13 protein-coding genes are annotated in these 17,342 nt (G+C 66.1%); 5 read left to right on the top strand and 8 right to left on the bottom strand.

The window, feature by feature from the left end:
* Window positions 1-122 precede the first annotated feature (122 nt).
* Together ilvD and tyrS are read right to left on the bottom strand one after the other, a co-directional pair.
* Entirely contained in the window at window positions 123-1,832 is a 1,710-nt protein-coding gene (gene ilvD, locus ACESNG_RS13905) for a dihydroxy-acid dehydratase (protein WP_373064671.1), read from the bottom strand.
* Window positions 1,833-1,860: 28 nt separating this feature from the next.
* Window positions 1,861-3,150: a tyrosine--tRNA ligase gene (gene tyrS, locus ACESNG_RS13900; protein WP_373069441.1), complete on the bottom strand. Its 1,290-nt coding sequence runs from the start codon at window positions 3,148-3,150 to the stop codon at window positions 1,861-1,863.
* A 68-nt stretch (window positions 3,151-3,218) separates the two neighbouring features.
* On the opposite strand from tyrS, the gene ACESNG_RS13895 reads away from it, so the two are divergent.
* The 3 genes from ACESNG_RS13895 to ACESNG_RS13885 all read left to right on the top strand — a co-directional run bounded on the left by ACESNG_RS13895 (window position 3,219) and on the right by ACESNG_RS13885 (window position 7,384).
* On the top strand, window positions 3,219-5,375 hold the full coding sequence (locus ACESNG_RS13895) for a penicillin-binding protein 1A (RefSeq protein ID WP_373064668.1): 2,157 nt from the start codon (window positions 3,219-3,221) through the stop codon (window positions 5,373-5,375).
* Between the two features lie 10 nt (window positions 5,376-5,385).
* Window positions 5,386-6,750, top strand: a complete 1,365-nt coding sequence (locus ACESNG_RS13890; protein WP_373064666.1) for an amidohydrolase family protein — start codon at window positions 5,386-5,388, stop codon at window positions 6,748-6,750.
* A 103-nt stretch (window positions 6,751-6,853) separates the two neighbouring features.
* Complete coding sequence (locus tag ACESNG_RS13885) at window positions 6,854-7,384, top strand: HNH endonuclease (RefSeq protein WP_373064673.1); 531 nt, start codon at window positions 6,854-6,856, stop codon at window positions 7,382-7,384.
* Here the strand turns inward: ACESNG_RS13885 and ACESNG_RS13880 are convergent, their stop codons facing one another.
* The 6 genes from ACESNG_RS13880 to ACESNG_RS13855 all read right to left on the bottom strand — a co-directional run bounded on the left by ACESNG_RS13880 (window position 7,385) and on the right by ACESNG_RS13855 (window position 13,562).
* Window positions 7,385-8,047 carry a hypothetical protein gene (locus ACESNG_RS13880; protein WP_373064664.1) on the bottom strand — a complete coding sequence of 221 codons (663 nt, stop codon included), beginning with the start codon at window positions 8,045-8,047 and terminating at the stop codon, window positions 7,385-7,387.
* Window positions 8,048-8,067: 20 nt separating this feature from the next.
* On the bottom strand, window positions 8,068-9,858 hold the full coding sequence (locus ACESNG_RS13875; RefSeq protein WP_373069439.1) for a hypothetical protein: 1,791 nt from the start codon (window positions 9,856-9,858) through the stop codon (window positions 8,068-8,070).
* Between the two features lie 229 nt (window positions 9,859-10,087).
* The gene (locus ACESNG_RS13870; RefSeq protein WP_373060999.1) at window positions 10,088-11,482 is read right to left on the bottom strand and encodes a sigma-54-dependent transcriptional regulator; all 1,395 of its coding nucleotides are present in this window, start codon (window positions 11,480-11,482) and stop codon (window positions 10,088-10,090) included.
* 12 nt (window positions 11,483-11,494) lie between these two features.
* Window positions 11,495-12,022 (bottom strand): hypothetical protein, encoded by a 528-nt coding sequence (locus ACESNG_RS13865; protein ID WP_373060998.1) that lies wholly within the window; start codon window positions 12,020-12,022, stop codon window positions 11,495-11,497.
* Entirely contained in the window at window positions 12,019-12,390 is a 372-nt protein-coding gene (locus tag ACESNG_RS13860) for a hypothetical protein (protein WP_373060997.1), read from the bottom strand. Before ACESNG_RS13860 ends, ACESNG_RS13865 begins: the two co-directional genes overlap by 4 nt.
* Window positions 12,387-13,562: a PAS domain-containing sensor histidine kinase gene (locus ACESNG_RS13855; RefSeq protein ID WP_373060996.1), complete on the bottom strand. Its 1,176-nt coding sequence runs from the start codon at window positions 13,560-13,562 to the stop codon at window positions 12,387-12,389. Before ACESNG_RS13855 ends, ACESNG_RS13860 begins: the two co-directional genes overlap by 4 nt.
* A 205-nt stretch (window positions 13,563-13,767) precedes the next feature.
* Between ACESNG_RS13855 and ACESNG_RS13850 the strand changes: the two genes are divergently transcribed.
* Window positions 13,768-15,396 (top strand): class I adenylate-forming enzyme family protein, encoded by a 1,629-nt coding sequence (locus ACESNG_RS13850; protein ID WP_373060995.1) that lies wholly within the window; start codon window positions 13,768-13,770, stop codon window positions 15,394-15,396.
* A gap of 90 nt (window positions 15,397-15,486) precedes the next feature.
* The coding region (locus tag ACESNG_RS13845; protein ID WP_373060994.1) for an NYN domain-containing protein at window positions 15,487-17,342 on the top strand (1,856 nt) is incomplete at its 3' end.

Genomic DNA, 17,342 nt, shown 5'->3' with positions numbered 1-17,342 from the left:
TAGGAAGCAGGCAGGAGGGTTTCAGGGGGAAGGAGGCAGGGAAACGCGACCTGCTTCCTCCGTCCTGATAGCCTCACCCCTGCTTCCTAGGGTATTCGCCGTTCACCACCGTCAGAACCCGACTACGAATCCATGTAATTGTGCGTCTCCGCCGCCGCGCCCGGGTGCACGACCGCTCCGTAGCGCGCCGGACTCACCGTCTGCGCGTAACGCCAGATCGCACCCGACTGGAAGTTGTGGCGTCGTGGCTCCCACACGGTACGGCGCGCGGCGAGTTCCTCGTCGGACAGCCGCACCGACATCGTTCCCGCGATTGAGTCGATGTCGATGATGTCCCCGTTGCGCAGAAGGCCTATCGGTCCGCCCAGCGCCGCCTCGGGGCCCACGTGACCGATGCACAACCCACGCGTGGCGCCGCTGAACCGGCCGTCGGTGATGAGCGCGACTTTGTCGCCCATGTCCTGCCCGTAGATCGCTGACGTCGTGGACAGCATTTCGCGCATGCCGGGACCGCCGCGCGGTCCTTCGTAGCGGATGATGATCACATCGCCGGCTTGGTAGCGTCGTTCGGTCACGGCTGAGAACGCGTCTTCCTCGCTGTCGAACACGCGCGCCGGCCCGCTGAACACGCGCGTGTGCAAGCCGGCCACCTTCACGATCGCCCCGTCGGGCGCGAGGTTGCCGCGCATGCCCATCAGACCACCCGTCATCGAGAGGGCGCGCGAGACCGGCATCACGACATCCTGATCCTCAGGGATCACGACGTCGGCCAGATTCTCAGCCAGCGTGCGGCCGGTGACCGTGATGCAATCGCCGTGCAGATAGCCGCCGTCGAGCAACGCCTTGAGAATGATCGACACGCCGCCGATGTCGTGCACATCCTTCGCGAGATACTTGCCGCCCGGCTTGAGGTCGGCCAACAGCGGTGTGCGCGCGAACACTTCGGCCACATCGAACAGGTCGAACACGATACCGGCTTCGTGAGCGAGCGCCGGCAGATGCAGCGTGGCATTCGTGCTGCCGCCGGTCGCGGCCACCACCGCCGCGGCATTTTCAAGCGATTTGCGCGTCACGATCTGGCGTGGGCGCGGGCCCTCGCGCAGCAGCCGCATGACCGCTTCGCCGGAGCGTTCGGCGTACACGTCTCGTGACTCGAGCACCGCCGGTGGACTCGCCGAGCCGGGCAACGCCAGACCGATGGCTTCCGACACATACGCCATGCTGTTGGCGGTGTACTGTCCGCCGCAGGAGCCGGCGCCGGGGCAGGCGACTTTCTCGAGCGCCGTGAGCTCCTCGAGCGTCATCGTGCCGGCGGAGTGTTTGCCCACGCCTTCGAACACGTCGAGCACCGTCACGTCGCGTCCCTGATACCGACCTGGCATGATCGATCCGCCGTACAGGAACACCGACGGCACGTCGAGCCGCACCATCGCCATCATCAGTCCGGGCAGCGTCTTGTCGCAGCCGCCGATGGCCACCAGCGCATCGTAGGTGTGACCGCGCACCGTGAGCTCGACCGAGTCGGCAATCGTTTCGCGGCTCACCAGCGACGACTTCATACCGGCATGCCCCATCGCGATGCCGTCGGTCACGGTGATCGTGGTGAACTCACGCGGTGTTCCGCCCGCCGCCGCGACGCCGCGTTTGGCGGCGGCCGCCTGTCGGCGCAGCGAGATGTTGCACGGTGCCGCTTCGTTCCAGCTGGAGACGACACCGACGATCGGCTGCGCGATCTGTGCTTCGTCGAGGCCCATCGCGTAGTAGTACGAGCGGTGCGGCGCACGCTCGGGGCCTACGGTTGTGCGACGACTCGGGAGCTTCGACTTGTCCATGCGGTTGGTTACTCGGAAGGCGGGAGACCTACGGGACCTGCACCAGCCCAAATTCGCGTGCGCCCTTCTTGAGCAGCAGATGACGGCCGCGCAGCAGGCGGTCTTCACCGATCAGACGATCGGCGGCCGACAGCTTCGTGCCGTTGATGCTGACGCCACCCTGTTCGAGCAGCCGTTTCGCCGCGCCGCGCGATGCGGCCACGCCGAGCGCCGTCAGACACTCGTATACATCAATCCCGTCGGACAGCGCTGGACCATCCGTCGCCGCAGCGTACGTCGCGAAGGGAATCTCGACACGGAGCGCCTCGAGCGCCGCGTCGGACAGCCCCTGCGGGTCGGCCTTCTCGAACAGCAGCGCCGACACTTCCTGCGCTACCCGCGCCGCGTCCGCGCCGTGGACCCGCGTGGTCACCTCGGTGGCCAGCGTACGCTGCGCTTCGCGCTTCTCGGGTGCCGATCGTACCGCCTGATCGAGCGTTTCGATCGTATCGCGGTCGAGTAGCGTGAAGAAGCGCAGGTAGCGCGACGCGTCCCGGTCGTCGGCGCCGATCCAGAACTGATAGAACTTGTACGGCGACGTGCGCGCCGGATCGAGCCACACCGAACCGCCACCGGTGCTCTTGCCGAATTTCGACCCGTCGGCGTTGGTGATGAGCGGGAAGGTCAGCGCGTTGACGTCACCACCGGAAGTGCGGCGAATCAGCTCGAGTCCGGCCGTGATATTGCCCCACTGATCGCTGCCGCCGATCTGCAGCGTCACGCCTTCGCGCTGATGCAACTCGAGGAAGTCGTGAGCCTGCAGCAGCATGTACGAGAATTCCGTGAACGACAGCCCGCTCTCGAGGCGCGACTTCACGGAGTCTTTCGCCAGCATGTAGTTGATCGAGAAATGCTTGCCCGTATCGCGCAGGAAATCGAGCAGCGACAGCTTGGCGAGCCAGTCGGCGTTGTTCAGCAGTTTGGCAGCGTTCGGTCCTTCGAAGTCGAGGAACTTCGCCAGCTGTAACCGGATCGCGTCGGCGTTCTCGGCGATCGTCTCCAGCGTCTGCAGCGTCCGTTCACTGCTGCGGCCGCTCGGGTCGCCGATCATGCCCGTGCCACCGCCCACCAGCGCGATGGGCCGGTGGCCGGCCCTTTGCAGGTGTACGAGTCCCATGACCGGGACGAGGTTGCCCACGTGCAGGCTGGACGCCGTCGGGTCGAATCCGCAGTAGCCGGTGACCGGTCCCGCTGCAAAGGCGGCCGGGAGGCCCTCGGTGTGCTGGAACAGCAGCTCGCGCCAGGCGAGTTCGGAAATGGGGGATGATGGCTCGGACATTCTCACAAGGTATCGCCGGTTCGGCTCTTGGCGCGCCCCCGTGCGAGCGGGTAGCCTTCAACTAATCTATGGCTCTCTCCTCCGTTCTTTCGCGGCGCCCGTGGCTGGGGTGGCTGCTCGTGGCTGGGATTTTCGGCGGCATGGTCGGTGCCGGCGGGCTGCTTGGCGCCTGGGGCGTCATCTGCCGCGATGGGCGCTGTCCGTCGATCGCCTCGCTCGAGCAGTATGTGCCCCGCCAGACCTCCAAAGTCTACGCCGCCGACGGCCGCTTCATCACGGAGCTCGGTCTCGAGCGCCGCACACTGGTCCGGCTGCAGGATATCCCCAAGCATGTGCGTGATGCGGTCGTCATTACGGAAGACCGCCGTTTTTATTCGCACTCCGGGATCGACTACTATCGCGTGTTCGGTGCGCTCGCTCGCAACGTGAAGGCCGGCAGCTATGTGCAGGGCTTTTCGACGATCACGATGCAGCTGGCCCGCAACGTCTTCTCCGACCGCATCTCCCGCGAGAAGACGCTGCTGCGCAAGATCAAGGAAGCGCGCGTGGCCCGCGCCATCGAGCAGCGTTACACCAAGGACAAGATTCTCGAGCTCTACCTGAATCAGGTGTACCTCGGCAACGGCGCGTACGGCGTGGAAACTGCCGCTCAGCGCTATTTCGGGAAGCCGGTGCGCGAGGTCAGTGTGGCCGAAGCGGCCGTGCTGGCGGGGTTGCTCAAGGGCCCTGAACGCTACAACCCGCGCCGTTTCGCGGATCGCGCCATCCTGCGTCGCAATACGGTGCTCGAACTGATGCGCCGCGAGGGCGCCATCAACAACGCCGATGCGTCGCTCGCCAAGGCCTACCCACTGCAGTTGGCCGAACGCACGGAGTCGGGTGACGTGGCGCCGTACTTCGTGGAGTGGGTGCGACAGGAGCTCGAGCAACACTTCGGCAAGCGGCTCTACGACGAAGGTCTCAAGGTCTACACGTCGCTCGATGTCGACATGCAGGGCGCTGCCGAACGCGCGCTCGAGAACCAGCTGCAGGCCATCGAGGCGGGACGGCACGGCAAGTACTCGCACCTGACGTACGAAGCGTACCTCGCGCGTTCGGCCGAGGGCGGCGAGCGCGGAGCGGCCAATTCGCCATACCTGCAGGGCGCGTTTGTGGCCGTCGATCCGCGTAGCGGTGCGGTGCGGGCGATGGTCGGTGGCCGCGACTTCGGCGACTCGAAGTTCAATCGTGCGGTGCAGGCGCTGCGTCAGCCCGGCTCCACGTTCAAGCCGATCGTGTACGCCACCGCAGTGCACGAAGGCTTCAGCCCTGCACAAATCGTGGACGACTCGCCCATCTCGCTCGAGCAGGTGAGCGGCGAGACGTGGACGCCGCAGAACTATGACATGAAGTTCCAGGGCAACATCCCCCTGCGGAAAGCGCTGTATCAGTCGCGCAATCTGGCGGCGATCCGCACCGGCATGGCGGTCGGTGCGGGCAGCGTGATCTCGATGGCGCGGCGCTTCGGCATCAGCACGCCGATTCCCCCGTATCCGTCGATCTTCATCGGTTCGGCCGACGTATATCCGGTGCAGATGATCGCGGCCTACTCCGTGTTCGCCAACCTCGGCTTGCGTACGACACCGCACGCCATTCTCAAGGTGGAGAACGCTGACGGGAAGGTGGTCTGGCAGCCCACCACGGAGCGCGAGGCCGTGCTCTCACCGGAAGAGGCGTGGCTGATGGTGAGCATGATGAAAGATGTGGTCGTGCGCGGGACCGGCGCGCGTGTCTGGAGTTCGGGCTTCCACGTGCCGGCCGGCGGCAAGACGGGCACCACGAACGACGGGGCCGACGTCTGGTTCATCGGCTACACGGCCGACTTGGTGGCCGGCGTCTGGATGGGCTTCGACAAGCCGCAGAAGATCAAGGCGAATGCGCAGGGCGGTGAACTGGCGTCGCCGGCGTGGGCGTCGTTCATGACCGAGGTCTATCGTCGCAAGCCGCAGCCGCCCGACTGGCCGCGTCCCGATGGGGTGGTCGTGCGCGAGATCGATGCGCTCAGCGGCCGTCTCGCGAACAGCAGTTGCATGACCGCTCTCGCCTCCGAGTTCTTCGTGCAGGGCACCGAGCCCACAGGTACGTGCACCGATGCGGGGCCGCCGTCGCTGCTCTCGAGCGACAGCGCAGCGAAGCTGCGCGCCAAGGCGGACTCGGCCAACCCGTTCAAGATTCCGCCGCCGTGATGTCACTGTGATGGCGCGCACGCTGTACACCGCGGACTGGGTGCTGCCGATCTCGTCGGCGCCGATCCGCGATGGTGCAGTGCTGGTGCATGATGGACGCATCGAGTTCGTGGGCGCCGCGAGTGCCGTGACCGTCGCGCCAGGCGCCGTACGCACGGTGCCATTGGGCAACGCGGCGCTCATGCCAGGGCTGGTGAACGCGCACTCACATCTCGAACTCACGCTGCTGCGCGGTTTTCTCGAAGGGCTCGACTTCCGCGATTGGCTGGCCACGCTCACAACCGTCCGACGTGATTTCATGAGCGACGACGTGCTGCTCGATGCGTCGCGGGCCGGCATTCGTGAGGCGCTGCGCAACGGCATCACCTGTCTCGCCGACACCACCGACTCCGGTGCGCCGCTCACCGCGATGCGCGAGTACGGCGTGCGGGGGGTGGGGTATCTGGAAGTCTTCGGCCCGGATCCCGCACAGTGTGACGGGGCGATTGCCCAACTCGAGGCCCGCGTGCGCGCGGCTCGCGCGCAGGACACCGCACTCGTGCGGGTGGGGGTATCGCCGCACGCGCCCTACACGGTATCGCGTGACCTGTTCGCCGCGACGGCCGCGTTGTCGCGGCGCGAGTCACTGCCGATGGCGGTGCACGTGGCGGAGAGTCCGGCCGAGATGCTGTTCGTGCGCGATGGCGTGGGGCCGTTCGCCGACCGACTGCGGGCGCGGGATATCGTCGTGGCTCCCCAGGCTGAATCGCCGATAGCGCTGCTCGAGGCGGCCGGTGTGCTGGCGGCGCAGCCCCTGCTCATTCATGTGATTCAGGCCGACGATCGGGACATGCAACGCATTGCCGATGCCGGCGCGAGCATCGTGCACTGTCCGATTTCCAACGCGAAACTCGGCCACGGCATCGCGCCGCTCGACCGTATGCTCGCCTACGGCATCCGCGTCGGTCTTGGCACCGACTCGGTGGCCAGCAACGATCGCATGGATCTGTTGGGCGAGGCACGGCAGGCCACACTCTTGCACTCTCTGCGGGCGGGTACGCCCGATGCCCTGTCCGCGCACGCGGCGCTGGCGCTCGCCACGCGGGGCGGCGCTGACGCGCTGGGGTTGGGATCTCGCGTTGGTACGCTCGAGGTAGGCAAGGACGCCGATCTGGCGGCCTTCCCACTGGATCACGACGATGCGCAGCCGCTCTTCGATCCGGCGGTAGCGCTGGTACACGCGTTGGCCGGCAAGGTGGAAGCCACACTCGTGACGGTACAAGGCTGTGAGCTGGTCCTGCACGGAATCGTTACCCGGCGCGACGAAACCTTACCGTTACGCGTCGAAGCCTGGCGCGATCGCCTGCATCAGTGGCGACAGGCTTCCACCATATGATACTCTTCATGTAGCGGACCCATCGACCTTAACACTGTTGAGTGGAGGGTAGGGCGTGATCGCGGGATGTCTTGCACTGAATGCGTCGTATGAACCCTTGACCATGGTGCCGCTGCGGCGAGCATTGCGGTTGGTGATCGACGGCAAAGCGGAAATCGTCGAGGCCGACACGGGTATGCCCGTGCGCTCCGAACGACAAGCCTTCCCGCGCCCGGCGGTCATTCGCCTGACCCGTTTCGTGCACGTACCGCGGCGATTCCGCCGACAGGTCACGAACACGTTTCTGTTCGCGCGCGATGACTACCAATGCCAGTACTGTGGGCGCCGCTCCTCGGAGCTCAAGCCTCGTGAGTCACTCACGCGCGATCACTTGATCCCGATCTCGCGCGGCGGATCGAACGAGTGGACGAACGTGGTGACGGCCTGCAGTAGCTGCAACACCAGGAAAGCCAATCGCATGCCGAACGAGATCGGTATGACGCCGCTGCACGCCCCATCGGAGCCGCACTTCGTGCACCTCAGCTGGGCGGTCCGGCGGCTGACGCCGATTCAGGCGCAGTACATCAAGGTGTTTTACGGTGAAGAGACCCTGCGCGAGCTCGAGAAGATCGAAGGCGCCGTTCTCGCGACCTGATCAGTAGACTACGGCGGGACTCTTCGCCTCGAGCCGTCGGACTTCACCACCCAGCACACGGCTCGCCAACGACCGGAGGCCGCGCGTCAGCGCGGTGCCCGGGCTGCGCTTCCCTCGCACCGCCGGCGACGCTTCGCCGCGGAGCCAGCGCTCGAGTTCGTCGAGATCGCTCACGTCGAGCGTCTGCAATTCGGCCTGTACTGCCACGTAGCTCTTGCGCCCGCGTGGTGGCGGGGCGAGCGCGGGGAGATACGGCAACTCGCTGGCCGCGCGTGCGTCGGAGAATCGCACGTAGCTGCCCAGCGGCAACGCGCGCCCCTCCACGAAGCGGGCCACGTCGTAGGTGCGATCGATCGCGTCATAGCGCACCACGATGTCCCATTCCACACGACCGAGCACGTCGTCGAACCAGCGACCGATCGTCCACACCTCGGCTTGCACATGCAGGCGCGCGCGGAAACCGCTGCGCAGCAGTTCGTCGAACGGCTTCTCGGTCAGCACACCGCGCACCGCCACCTGCGGTGGAAACGATGTGGGCGCCACACGGATGTCGATCTCCGGACGCGACTGCGCCGACGCCGTCCCGCCCGCTCCAAACAAGAGCAGCAGGATGGCGAGCAGTGTCCGCACCGATGGCGACGCTGTCGGCGAATCCGAGCGCATCAAATGATCGATGACATGAATCAGAAGCGGCGACTGAGCCGCATGTAGACATTCGGAGACAAGCCGCTTTCCGAAACCGCCTGCGCGACGTACACGCCGAAATTTCCGAAATCGAAACCGCCGCCAAGATCAGTGCGCCACGATTTGATGTCGGGCACGGAACCCTTGGGGTAGAGGAGATTGTCGATGTCGCGCGGACCCACCAGCCATCCGCGGCCCGAGTTCGCGAACACGACCCACGCGCCATCGGCCTTCACGCGGCTGAACACCCAACGGCGATCGCCGATGTCCTCGTCGTTGCCAAACAGGTTGATGCGAAAGTCGCCCTTCCATTCGATCTGCAGCAGCGCCATACGATCGCACAGTGACGGTCGGCCGCGCGCAGCATACGACTGTTCGTTGCCGACCGCGCAGGTGCCCACGTCGGTGTCGTTCAGCTGACGACGGAAGTCGAAGCCGGGGAGCGCATCGATACCACTCACCGAGAATCTGCGCTGCGCCGGCAAGGGGTCACCGTCGATCCACCCGCCCACCACCGCACGCATATTGAGCGAGGCGTTGGGTCCCAATCGGTTGTAGCGACGCAGGTCGAGCAGCGCGCGTGAGTACGCGGCCGCCTGCTCCTCCCCCTCGACGCGCAAGACGGATGTCCCGGCGCGAATCAACCGTCCGTCTCCATGTTCGTACTCACCGCGCAGATACCATCCGGCGCGCGGGTCCTTGGGGCTGTTGCGCGTGTCGAAAGTGCCCGACACGGTGAGCAGCTTCATCACGCCTTCGTCGGCCAGCGGGTTCACGCGCCACGGGACGTTGTCGTTCACGATCGAGAGCACGTTGCGCGCGCGGCGCGAGCTCCAACGCTCTTCGCCGTACGACGCCCTCAATTCCGACCCGCGCCCGGCGAACAGGCTCACGTACCCCTGACCACCGTGACGCTGCCAGTAGTCGCGATAGTCGCGCGAAAACAGAAAGGTGTTTAGCCCCACTTCGCTCTCGGTGAGCTGCCACTTCTCGACGGCGTCGACTTCATCGAACAGACGTCCGCCAAGCGCCACGCCGGCCTTGTTGCCCTGCCGCACTTCGAACAGTGCGCGGTGGCCGAGGTTTTCGCGCTTCCAGGTGAGCGCGTCGCCAGTACGGAAGATGCCGACCAGTTCGGTCCGTACACGCGTGTCGCCACTGCGGGCACTGAAGCGCGGGCCTACGTAAATCGGTAGCCCTTCCACGCGATTGTATGTGTGCGCGGTCGTGACCAGCAGGTTACTGTTCATGCTGCCGCCGCTATCGCGTTCGTCGTCGCGCATCCAGCGCGACCAGCGGGAAAAGAAGTCGAGTTCGGCCACCAGCGTGTCACCCACCTCGTGGTAGCGATACGCTGCGCTCCACACGCGAATTTCGCCGCCGACATTCGGCTGCTCGGGCGATTCGAACGTACCGCCGATCACCGTCAGCGCGCGTTCGATCCGCGCGCCATCGATCAACGTGGCATCGCCATTCAGCACCACTACCTGTCCCGTCACCACGCCGGCCAGACGTACGCGGCCACCGAGCACTGCCAGATCGCCGCGCACCGTATCCATAGGGGCGAGCGCAAAGTCCCCACGCACGCGCCGGGTCGCGGGTGCGTTCCACACTGATGTGACCTCGAGCGCCACCTCGCGCGGAACGCCGCCAAGCCGCCGGGCACCTTGCTGGTCCGGTTCGCGATCACGCTGGGCCAACGCCGAGGCCAGCGGCATCGTGCTCATCGCCACACCCAACACCGCAAGGGCCATCCGTGCCTGACCACGTCGGGTCATGGCTGCCGTCATTCGTTTCTCCTGCTGAGGTTCACGGCCCCCAAGGGCACGTCATGTACCACGCGTCGCGCACACGCCGATGTTTTGGTGTTTCCCGTCATAAAACGCGCATGGCGACGCCGCGTGCAGCGCGTGTCTAGCCGGACGCGATCGTCATCGATTGCGGACAGCGGGTGTGTCGTCCCGATACACGATTCGAGGGCGGACACTCCGGGTGCGCCAAAGGTTTGAACGGGCGTCGTCACTCGCCGGCTGACGCCAAGCCCAGTCGGCGCATGCGTCGATACAGGTTCGGCCGGTCGGTTTGCAAGCGACGTGCGGCTTCAGCCACGTTGCCGTCGCTTTGCGCCAGTGCGGCCGAGATCAGTCGGCGTTCATAGGCATCGAGCGCGTCACTCAACGGCAGCGGGGGCAACGCCTCGGCCGCGTACGCGTCGGTATTGCCGGATGGCACACTAAAAGGATCTGTGGCCACGGTGGGGAGCACCTGCAACACCTCGGCACGACCCACCACACTGCCCGCATGCAGGATCGCCAGTCGTTCGACGATGTTCGCGAGCTCGCGCACGTTGCCGGGCCAGCGATAGCTACTGAGCGCGCCGAGGGCATCCTCGTGCCACTGCACGAGCGGTCGTCCGGTGCGGGTCCGATGGCGCGCTGAAAAATGCCGCACCAATGCCGGCAGATCACCCGGTCGGTCGCGCAGTGGCGGTAGCTGCATCGGAATGACGTTCAGCCGGAAGAACAGATCCTCGCGAAAGCTGCCGTCGGCGACGGCACGGGCGAGGTCTTTATTCGTGGCGGCGAGAATACGCACGTCGATCTTGATCGGCTTGCCACCGCCCACGCGCTCGATTTCGCGCGCTTCGATGGCCCGCAGCAGTTTGGCTTGCGCCTCCGCCCCGAGGTCACCGACTTCGTCGAGAAAGAGCGTGCCGGTATGTGCGAGTTCAAAGCGGCCAAGGCGGCGGTCGGTGGCGCCGGTGAAGGCGCCGCGCTCGTGGCCGAACATCTCGCTCTCTACGAGATCACGCGGAATGGCCGCGCAATTTACGCGAATGAACGGGCGTTCGCGTCGCGGACTCGCCAGGTGCAACGCGGCGGCCACGAGTTCCTTGCCGGTACCCGATTCACCGGTGATCAGCACGCGGGCATCCGTTGGCCCGATCCGCGCGATCAGGGCGCGTACGTCATTCATGACGGGCGAGTCGCCCACCATCTCGCCGGAGATGCCGAGATCCTCGCGCAGCGCGGCAGCAGCCCGCCGGGCCTGGCGCAGCTCGAAGGCCGAGGCGAGAGCGAGCAGCACGCCCTCGGGAGTGAGTGGCTTCTCGAGAAAGGTGAAGGCACCGAGTTTCGTGGCGCGCACCGCATCCGTCAGCGCGGCGCGTCCACTCATCATGACCACGGGCATGTCCGGCCGGCGTTCGCGCAGCTTCTGCAGCAGCGCGAGTCCATCGAGATCGCCCGGCATCATCAGGTCCACGAGCGCGACATCCGGCTCGTTGGCTTCCGCCAGCGCGAGCCCGGTGACCCCGTCGGCGGCATCGCGCACGTCGTACCCTTCGGCGCTCAGCAACGCGCCGACCATGCGTCGGATGTTCGGTTCGTCGTCGACGAGGAGGACGCTGGGCATCGCGGTACCTTGCTAGTGGCTCGTGTCGAACGGCACCGCAACCGCGGGGCGATCGGCCAGCAGCTTCGACGTGAATCGCTGCGCCTCACTGAGCCGCTCCATCTCGACGGCCACGGTGTCGATGTTGCGCTCCATGGTATCGAATCGTTGCTGCAGCTGCCCCTCGAGCACGTTACCGGCGCGTACCGCACGGCCGCGACGATCGAGGTAGCGCGCCACGGCGCGCGCGATGGGCCAGCCGATGAAGACGGCGATCGCGGAGGCGGCGAACGCCCAGGACATTTGTACCAGCCCCGTCGGCACGACCTCGTTGAGCGGAATGGTCGTGGTGTTGGTGCCCTGCGTGAGCACCACGTTGCCGCCTTTCACGTTGACGTGCACGTTGTCACCGCTGCCGTCACCGGTGAACACGATCGTACCCGGCGGGAGCGGCGCTGCTGGTGCTTGCGGCGCTGGTAGTGCTTGCGTTGCGGGTGGTGCCTGCGGTGCTGGTGGCGCCTGGGGCGCGCTCTTGGTGCCTTGCTGCATCATCGTACTCATACGGCGCGCTCCATCTCACTCTTGGTTCGATCCGACAACAGCTTCGTCGTGAAGCGCTGTCCTTCACTGATGCGTTCAACCTCCACCGCGACCGAATCCACCGCCTGCTCGATCGCCGCGAGCCGCTGCACGACTTCCGATGGCACGGCGGCGGACGTGGCAACGGTCCGCTTGTCGATGCGTCGCGCGCACGAGCGAGCGAGCGGGCCGCCGACCACGATGAAGGCGATCATCGCCGCACCCGCCTGAACGATGTCGACCACGCCGTCGGAGATCGTGATATAGCGGTTGCCGACCCCCTCTCTCCCTGCAGCCTGTAGCGTCTGATCCGCGCCGCGCGTCGCCTGCGCATTCGACTGCTGCATCATGTCTCCGTCTTCACGGGGCGCCGCCGCACCGGGAGGCGCAGCGAAATCGTAGTGCCGACGCCGACAATGCTCGTGGCGTCGATGGATCCTCGATGGGCTTCCATCGTCTGGCGCGCAATCGCGAGACCGAGACCGGTGCCGCCGGGTTTCGTGGTCACGTACGGGTCGAAGATGCGTGCGAGGGCGTCGGGTGCGATGCCGCACCCGCTGTCGCGGATGGTGATCGTGAGGTGCGCCGCCGCGTAGCGGATCCCGATGTCGATGTGCCCCGTGGCACCGCAGGCGTCGACGGCGTTCATGAGCACGTTCGTGACGGCGCGGACCAGCGGTTCATGGAAGCCGTGCAGCAGCGGGAGCGCGTGGTCGCAGTCGATCGACACGACGAGTCGCTCGGGCACCGTGGAGCGCGCCACGCGCGTGACCAGCTCCGACACATCGATGTCGGCGGCAGGGCCGTCGGGCAGTCGGCCGAACTGGGCAAAGCTCTTCGCCATCGTTTCGAGACGAGCGGCTTCTTGGGCAAGTACCTCCACGGTGTCGCGTAACTCTTCGGGGACCGAACGCCGCAGCCGATCGACCGCAAAGCGGATCGGCGTGAGTGGATTCTTGAGCTCATGCGCAAACCGGCGGGCAGACTCGCGGAACGCCTCGGCGCGCTCGGCCTCGAGCGCCCGCTGTCGTCCCGTTTCGAGTTCCTGTGCCATCGTTCGCATCCCCGTTCGGAGTACTTCGAATTCCGGCGCGCCGCGGCGCTCCGGTTGCTCCGGGATCGACCGCCCAGTGCGGATCAGTCCCGTCCATCCTACCAGTTCATCGAGCGGTCGGCTGAGCTGCCGACTCAGATGGCCGGCCACGCGCGAAGCACCGACCGCCACCAGCAGGACCACCAGCACCGCGCCAGCCACTACCAACCGCATCGAGCGTCCCGCGACGAAATCGAAGCGTCGCGCCAACTCCACCGACTGACGGAGCTCAGCTTCATGTCGCTGCACCGCGGTCCGCTGCTCAGTGGTAAGCGGTGCGGACCGCGTGGCGGCCAGCGCCTGCTCGCCGCTGAGCGCGATGCGCTCCCAAGCCGATCGGGCCGACAACACGGACAGTGCCCGACTGGCCGTGCCGACCCCCACCAGTGTGACCGCCACCGTGGGGACGAGCGCGAAGAGGATGAGCATGGCAAACAGTCGAGACCGGAACGGCGCCCGTAAACCGGCACGCGCGATCCGACGCCGTTCCCTACGGAACTCCCTACGGGAGCGCTCGAGGGAGGGTTTCTCGGCCGCGCCCTCCCGAGGGATCGACCCGCTTTTGTCAACGGTCGGCTTCCGCATCTCGTTCATGGTCGGTAATTTACGTGGCTGTACCCGATCCCGGAGTAGAATGGCAACGTCGTGGTCCTTAGCCCCCTTGGTGGAGCAACGTGCGCAGGAGCATCCCGCACGCGTGCTCGCCACGAATGGTGAACGGACGTGGACCTATCAGCAGGTGGACGCCGATGCATCCTCCTTGGCTGCTGCTTTCTCCGAATTGGGACTTGGCACGGGCGATCGCATCGCGGTCAACCTGCCGAACGGCGTGGAGTGGATCATCGCCACGTTGGCTGCCGCGAAGCTTGGCGCCGTCGTAGTGCCGGTCAGTCCGCAGCTCAGCATTCATGATCTGCGCTACCAGCTGCGACACGCCGAAGCGAGTGCCGTCGTCACCATCGAGAAATGGGGCGGCGTGGACTTTCTGCAGCGCTTCGAAGAATTGCTCGGCGATCTGCCCGACCTCCAGTATGTGGTCACGGTAGGCGACGAGGATCTGTGGTACGACGACCGGATCTTCCAGTTCGAAGATCTCGTCTCGAGCGGCACCGGGCGACCGGTGCCGCGTCCAGCGGTGTATGACGAGACGGCCGACCTGGCCGTCATGTACACGTCGGGAACGATGGGCAAGCCCAAGGGCGTGCCATTGTCGCACCGGGCGCTGGTGGAAAACGCGGTACGGGTGGCGGAAATCCTCGAGATTTCGCCAGACGACCGCGTGCTGGGCGCGGTCCCGTTTTTCGCCATCTTCGGCTTCGGCGTCATGCTGGGCACGATGGCACGTGGCGCGACGATCGTGCTGCAACCGTCCTTCGATCCGGCACGCGCCCTCGCGCTCATCGCCGACGCGAAGGTCACGGTGCTGCACGGCGTGCCCACGCAGTATCACCTCCTCATGCGTGAGGAGTCGTTCGACCCGTCGCGACTCACGTCGCTGCGAGCTGGCGTCATTGCCGGCAGTTCGGTAGACGAGGCGCTGGTGCGCCGGGTGCGTCGCTGGTGCGATGTGCTCGTGGCGTACGGCCTCACGGAAACCGGACCTGTCGTCACGATCACCCGCGTTGCCGACAACGACGAACGTCGTTTGAGCACCGTGGGTTGCGCTCTTCCCGGCGTCGAGATCATGGCGATGGATCTCGTGACGGGAGAGCTGCACGGACCCGAAGCGGTCGGCGAGATCGCCGTCCGCGGCTCCAATCTCATGCGGGGCTACCTCCGTATGCCGGCCGAGACCGCCAAGGTCATGACGCCGGACGGTTTCTTCCTCACCGGTGATCTGGGGATCATCGACGAGGATGGCTATGTGAAGATCGTCGGGCGGCGGCAGGAGACGATTTCGCGCGGGGGCATGCAGCTCCACCCGCGCGAACTCGAGGATCGTCTGCGTGCGCATCCGGCAGTGGACGACGTGTGCGTGATCGGCGTGCCCCATGATGTCATGGGAGAGCTGGTGTGCGCGTGCATCGTGCCAGTAGAAGGGGCAGTCATCACCGGCGGCGAGATCAAACGCTTCGCCCAGGAAACGATGGCGGCCGACAAGGTTCCCGATTTCGTCCGCTTCTTCGATGTCTTTCCCATGACGGGAAGTGGCAAAGTGCGGCGGCGAGAACTCGCGCGGGCAATCGCGCTGAGTGCGAAGACGATGAGCGCCTCGGCGCTGCATGGCAACGCGCTCGATCACTCCGTTTTGTATCCAGGCTAGTACATGAGTCGACATGACACCCGGTCCCGCAGTGCGGCACCGTCCCGTACCATCGCGCCGTTCCATCGTGGACCGCAGGCCGTCACTCCGGTGACCTCCCCGAATGCGGCCCCGCCGGCCCACGCACCGAACGCCGCGCTACTCATCGATTTTGACAACGTCACGATGGGCATCCGCTCCGACCTGCAGGGAGAGCTCAACAACCTCCTCTCGTCGGACATCGTCAAGGGCAAGGTCGCGGTGCGCCGCGCCTACGCCGACTGGCGTCGCTATCCGCAGTACATCGTGCCGCTCACCGAGTCGTCGATCGATCTGATCTTCGCGCCGGCGTACGGCTCGTCGAAGAAGAACGCGACGGATATCCGTCTCGCGATCGACGCGATGGAACTGGTGTTTACGCGCCCCGAGATCGGCACCTTCGTGCTGCTCTCCGGTGACTCCGATTTCTCGAGCATGGTCATCAAGCTCAAGGAATACGGCAAGTACGTGATCGGCGTCGGTATCCGCGAGTCGTCGAGCGACCTGCTCGTCATGAACTGCGACGAGTATTACTCGTACAACGCGCTCGCCGGCCTCACCAAGACGGGCGACGACGAGTCCACCCGCTGGGATCCGTGGGAGCTCGTAACCGAGTCGGTCAATCGCATGAAGCGCAACGGCGACGTCATGCGCTCCGACCGTCTCAAGCAGGTCATGCAGGAAATCGACTCGTCGTTCGACGAGAAGAACCTCGGCATGCCGAAGTTCTCGCGCTTCGTGCAGGACGCGTCCCACAAGGGGCTGCTGAAGGTCACGAAGCTCGAGAGCGGCCAGCTCGAGATCGATACGCCGGACGGCAGCATCGCTCCGGCTTCGTCGCCGAGTGCGGCCGCGCCGACCGAAGCGCGTCGTGAAGAAAGCGATCGTGAGCGCGACGAACGCCGTGGTCGCCGTAGCCGTCGTGGCCGTGGCCGCGATCGGTTCGATCGTACGCCGGCGGACGGCGACGTGCCTGACATGGCGCGGGATGCGGCCGACGCCGAGCATGATGCGGCCGATGATGCGGCAGAAGCGGCCGAGTTGGCCGGCTTCACGCCGACCGTCGACACCACGGTTGCCGACGTACCGGCGAAACCCGATGCGACGGGTGAGCCGGGTGTAGACGCCGCGGCCGATGCCGTCAGCGAAGGTGAGCGTGAAGCGAGTCGTGGTCGCAACCGTCGTGGCCGTGGCCGCGATCGGTCCCGCGATCGTGAAGGTCGTGAACCGCGTGTCGAGATCGACGCCGCCGCGCCGTCTGATGTCGCGCCGGCCGATGGCGCGGCGGACGCCGTTGTCCCCGCCTTCGTGTCGGCCGCTCGTGCCGTCGTTGCTCCGGTGTTCATCGCGCCGGTGGCCGCGACGCCTACGGCGGTACCGAGCTTCGGTGCGGCGGTGGCTGGTCACATCGGCAGCAGCGGTGAGCGTCTCACCCGCAGCGAGGCGTTCGACCTCGTGCGCCGCGCCGTCGAAGCGCTGGTGCAGGGTGATGATGCGACGAGCGCCAGCGCGGCGCGCACGAAGGCGTTCGAACTCCTCGGCCGCGACAGCGAGTCGCTGAGTGCACGCATGTTCGAGCGCATCCTGCAGGACGCGCATGACGCGAACATGATCGACCTCCGTCGTCGTGGAAACGACTTCGAAGTCGCTCGTGCCGCCGATGCCGCGTCGATCGTGGAGCAGCTCAAGACGGTGGACGATGCACAGAAGGCCGAGGCCAAGGCGGCCGCGGCACTGCTGCCGCAAGCACCGCGTGGTATGGGTGCCCGTGGCGTCGCTCCGCGCGGTGGATCGCGCGGACGGGCCCCGGCCGGTCCGCCGGCCGACCTTCTCATGTTCGGCGTGGTCGGTGCCCGTCCTGTGGGCGCCGTGGTTCCGGCCACAAACGGCACCACGGCTGCGGTTGCGCCGGCCGCGGTTGCGCCGGC

It is taken from the genome of Gemmatimonas sp. (assembly GCF_041689975.1).
In the GTDB taxonomy this organism is placed as follows: Bacteria; Gemmatimonadota; Gemmatimonadetes; order Gemmatimonadales; family Gemmatimonadaceae; genus Gemmatimonas.
This window is presented reverse-complemented; position numbering and strand designations above follow the sequence as displayed.

What these genes read in the sequence shown, in the direction of transcription:
- ACESNG_RS13880 (WP_373064664.1), bottom strand. Translation starts at nt 8,047, where the DNA reads ATGCGCTCGGATTCGCCGACAGCGTCGCCATCGGTGCGGACACTGCTC.
- ACESNG_RS13865 (WP_373060998.1), bottom strand. Translation starts at nt 12,022, where the DNA reads ATGAGTACGATGATGCAGCAAGGCACCAAGAGCGCGCCCCAGGCGCCA.
- tyrS (WP_373069441.1), bottom strand. Translation starts at nt 3,150, where the DNA reads ATGTCCGAGCCATCATCCCCCATTTCCGAACTCGCCTGGCGCGAGCTG.
- ACESNG_RS13870 (WP_373060999.1), bottom strand. Translation starts at nt 11,482, where the DNA reads ATGCCCAGCGTCCTCCTCGTCGACGACGAACCGAACATCCGACGCATG.
- ACESNG_RS13850 (WP_373060995.1), top strand. Translation starts at nt 13,768, where the DNA reads ATGGCAACGTCGTGGTCCTTAGCCCCCTTGGTGGAGCAACGTGCGCAG.
- ACESNG_RS13895 (WP_373064668.1), top strand. Translation starts at nt 3,219, where the DNA reads ATGGCTCTCTCCTCCGTTCTTTCGCGGCGCCCGTGGCTGGGGTGGCTG.
- ilvD (WP_373064671.1), bottom strand. Translation starts at nt 1,832, where the DNA reads ATGGACAAGTCGAAGCTCCCGAGTCGTCGCACAACCGTAGGCCCCGAG.
- ACESNG_RS13875 (WP_373069439.1), bottom strand. Translation starts at nt 9,858, where the DNA reads ATGACGGCAGCCATGACCCGACGTGGTCAGGCACGGATGGCCCTTGCG.
- ACESNG_RS13885 (WP_373064673.1), top strand. Translation starts at nt 6,854, where the DNA reads ATGGTGCCGCTGCGGCGAGCATTGCGGTTGGTGATCGACGGCAAAGCG.
- ACESNG_RS13890 (WP_373064666.1), top strand. Translation starts at nt 5,386, where the DNA reads ATGGCGCGCACGCTGTACACCGCGGACTGGGTGCTGCCGATCTCGTCG.
- ACESNG_RS13860 (WP_373060997.1), bottom strand. Translation starts at nt 12,390, where the DNA reads ATGATGCAGCAGTCGAATGCGCAGGCGACGCGCGGCGCGGATCAGACG.
- ACESNG_RS13855 (WP_373060996.1), bottom strand. Translation starts at nt 13,562, where the DNA reads ATGCTCATCCTCTTCGCGCTCGTCCCCACGGTGGCGGTCACACTGGTG.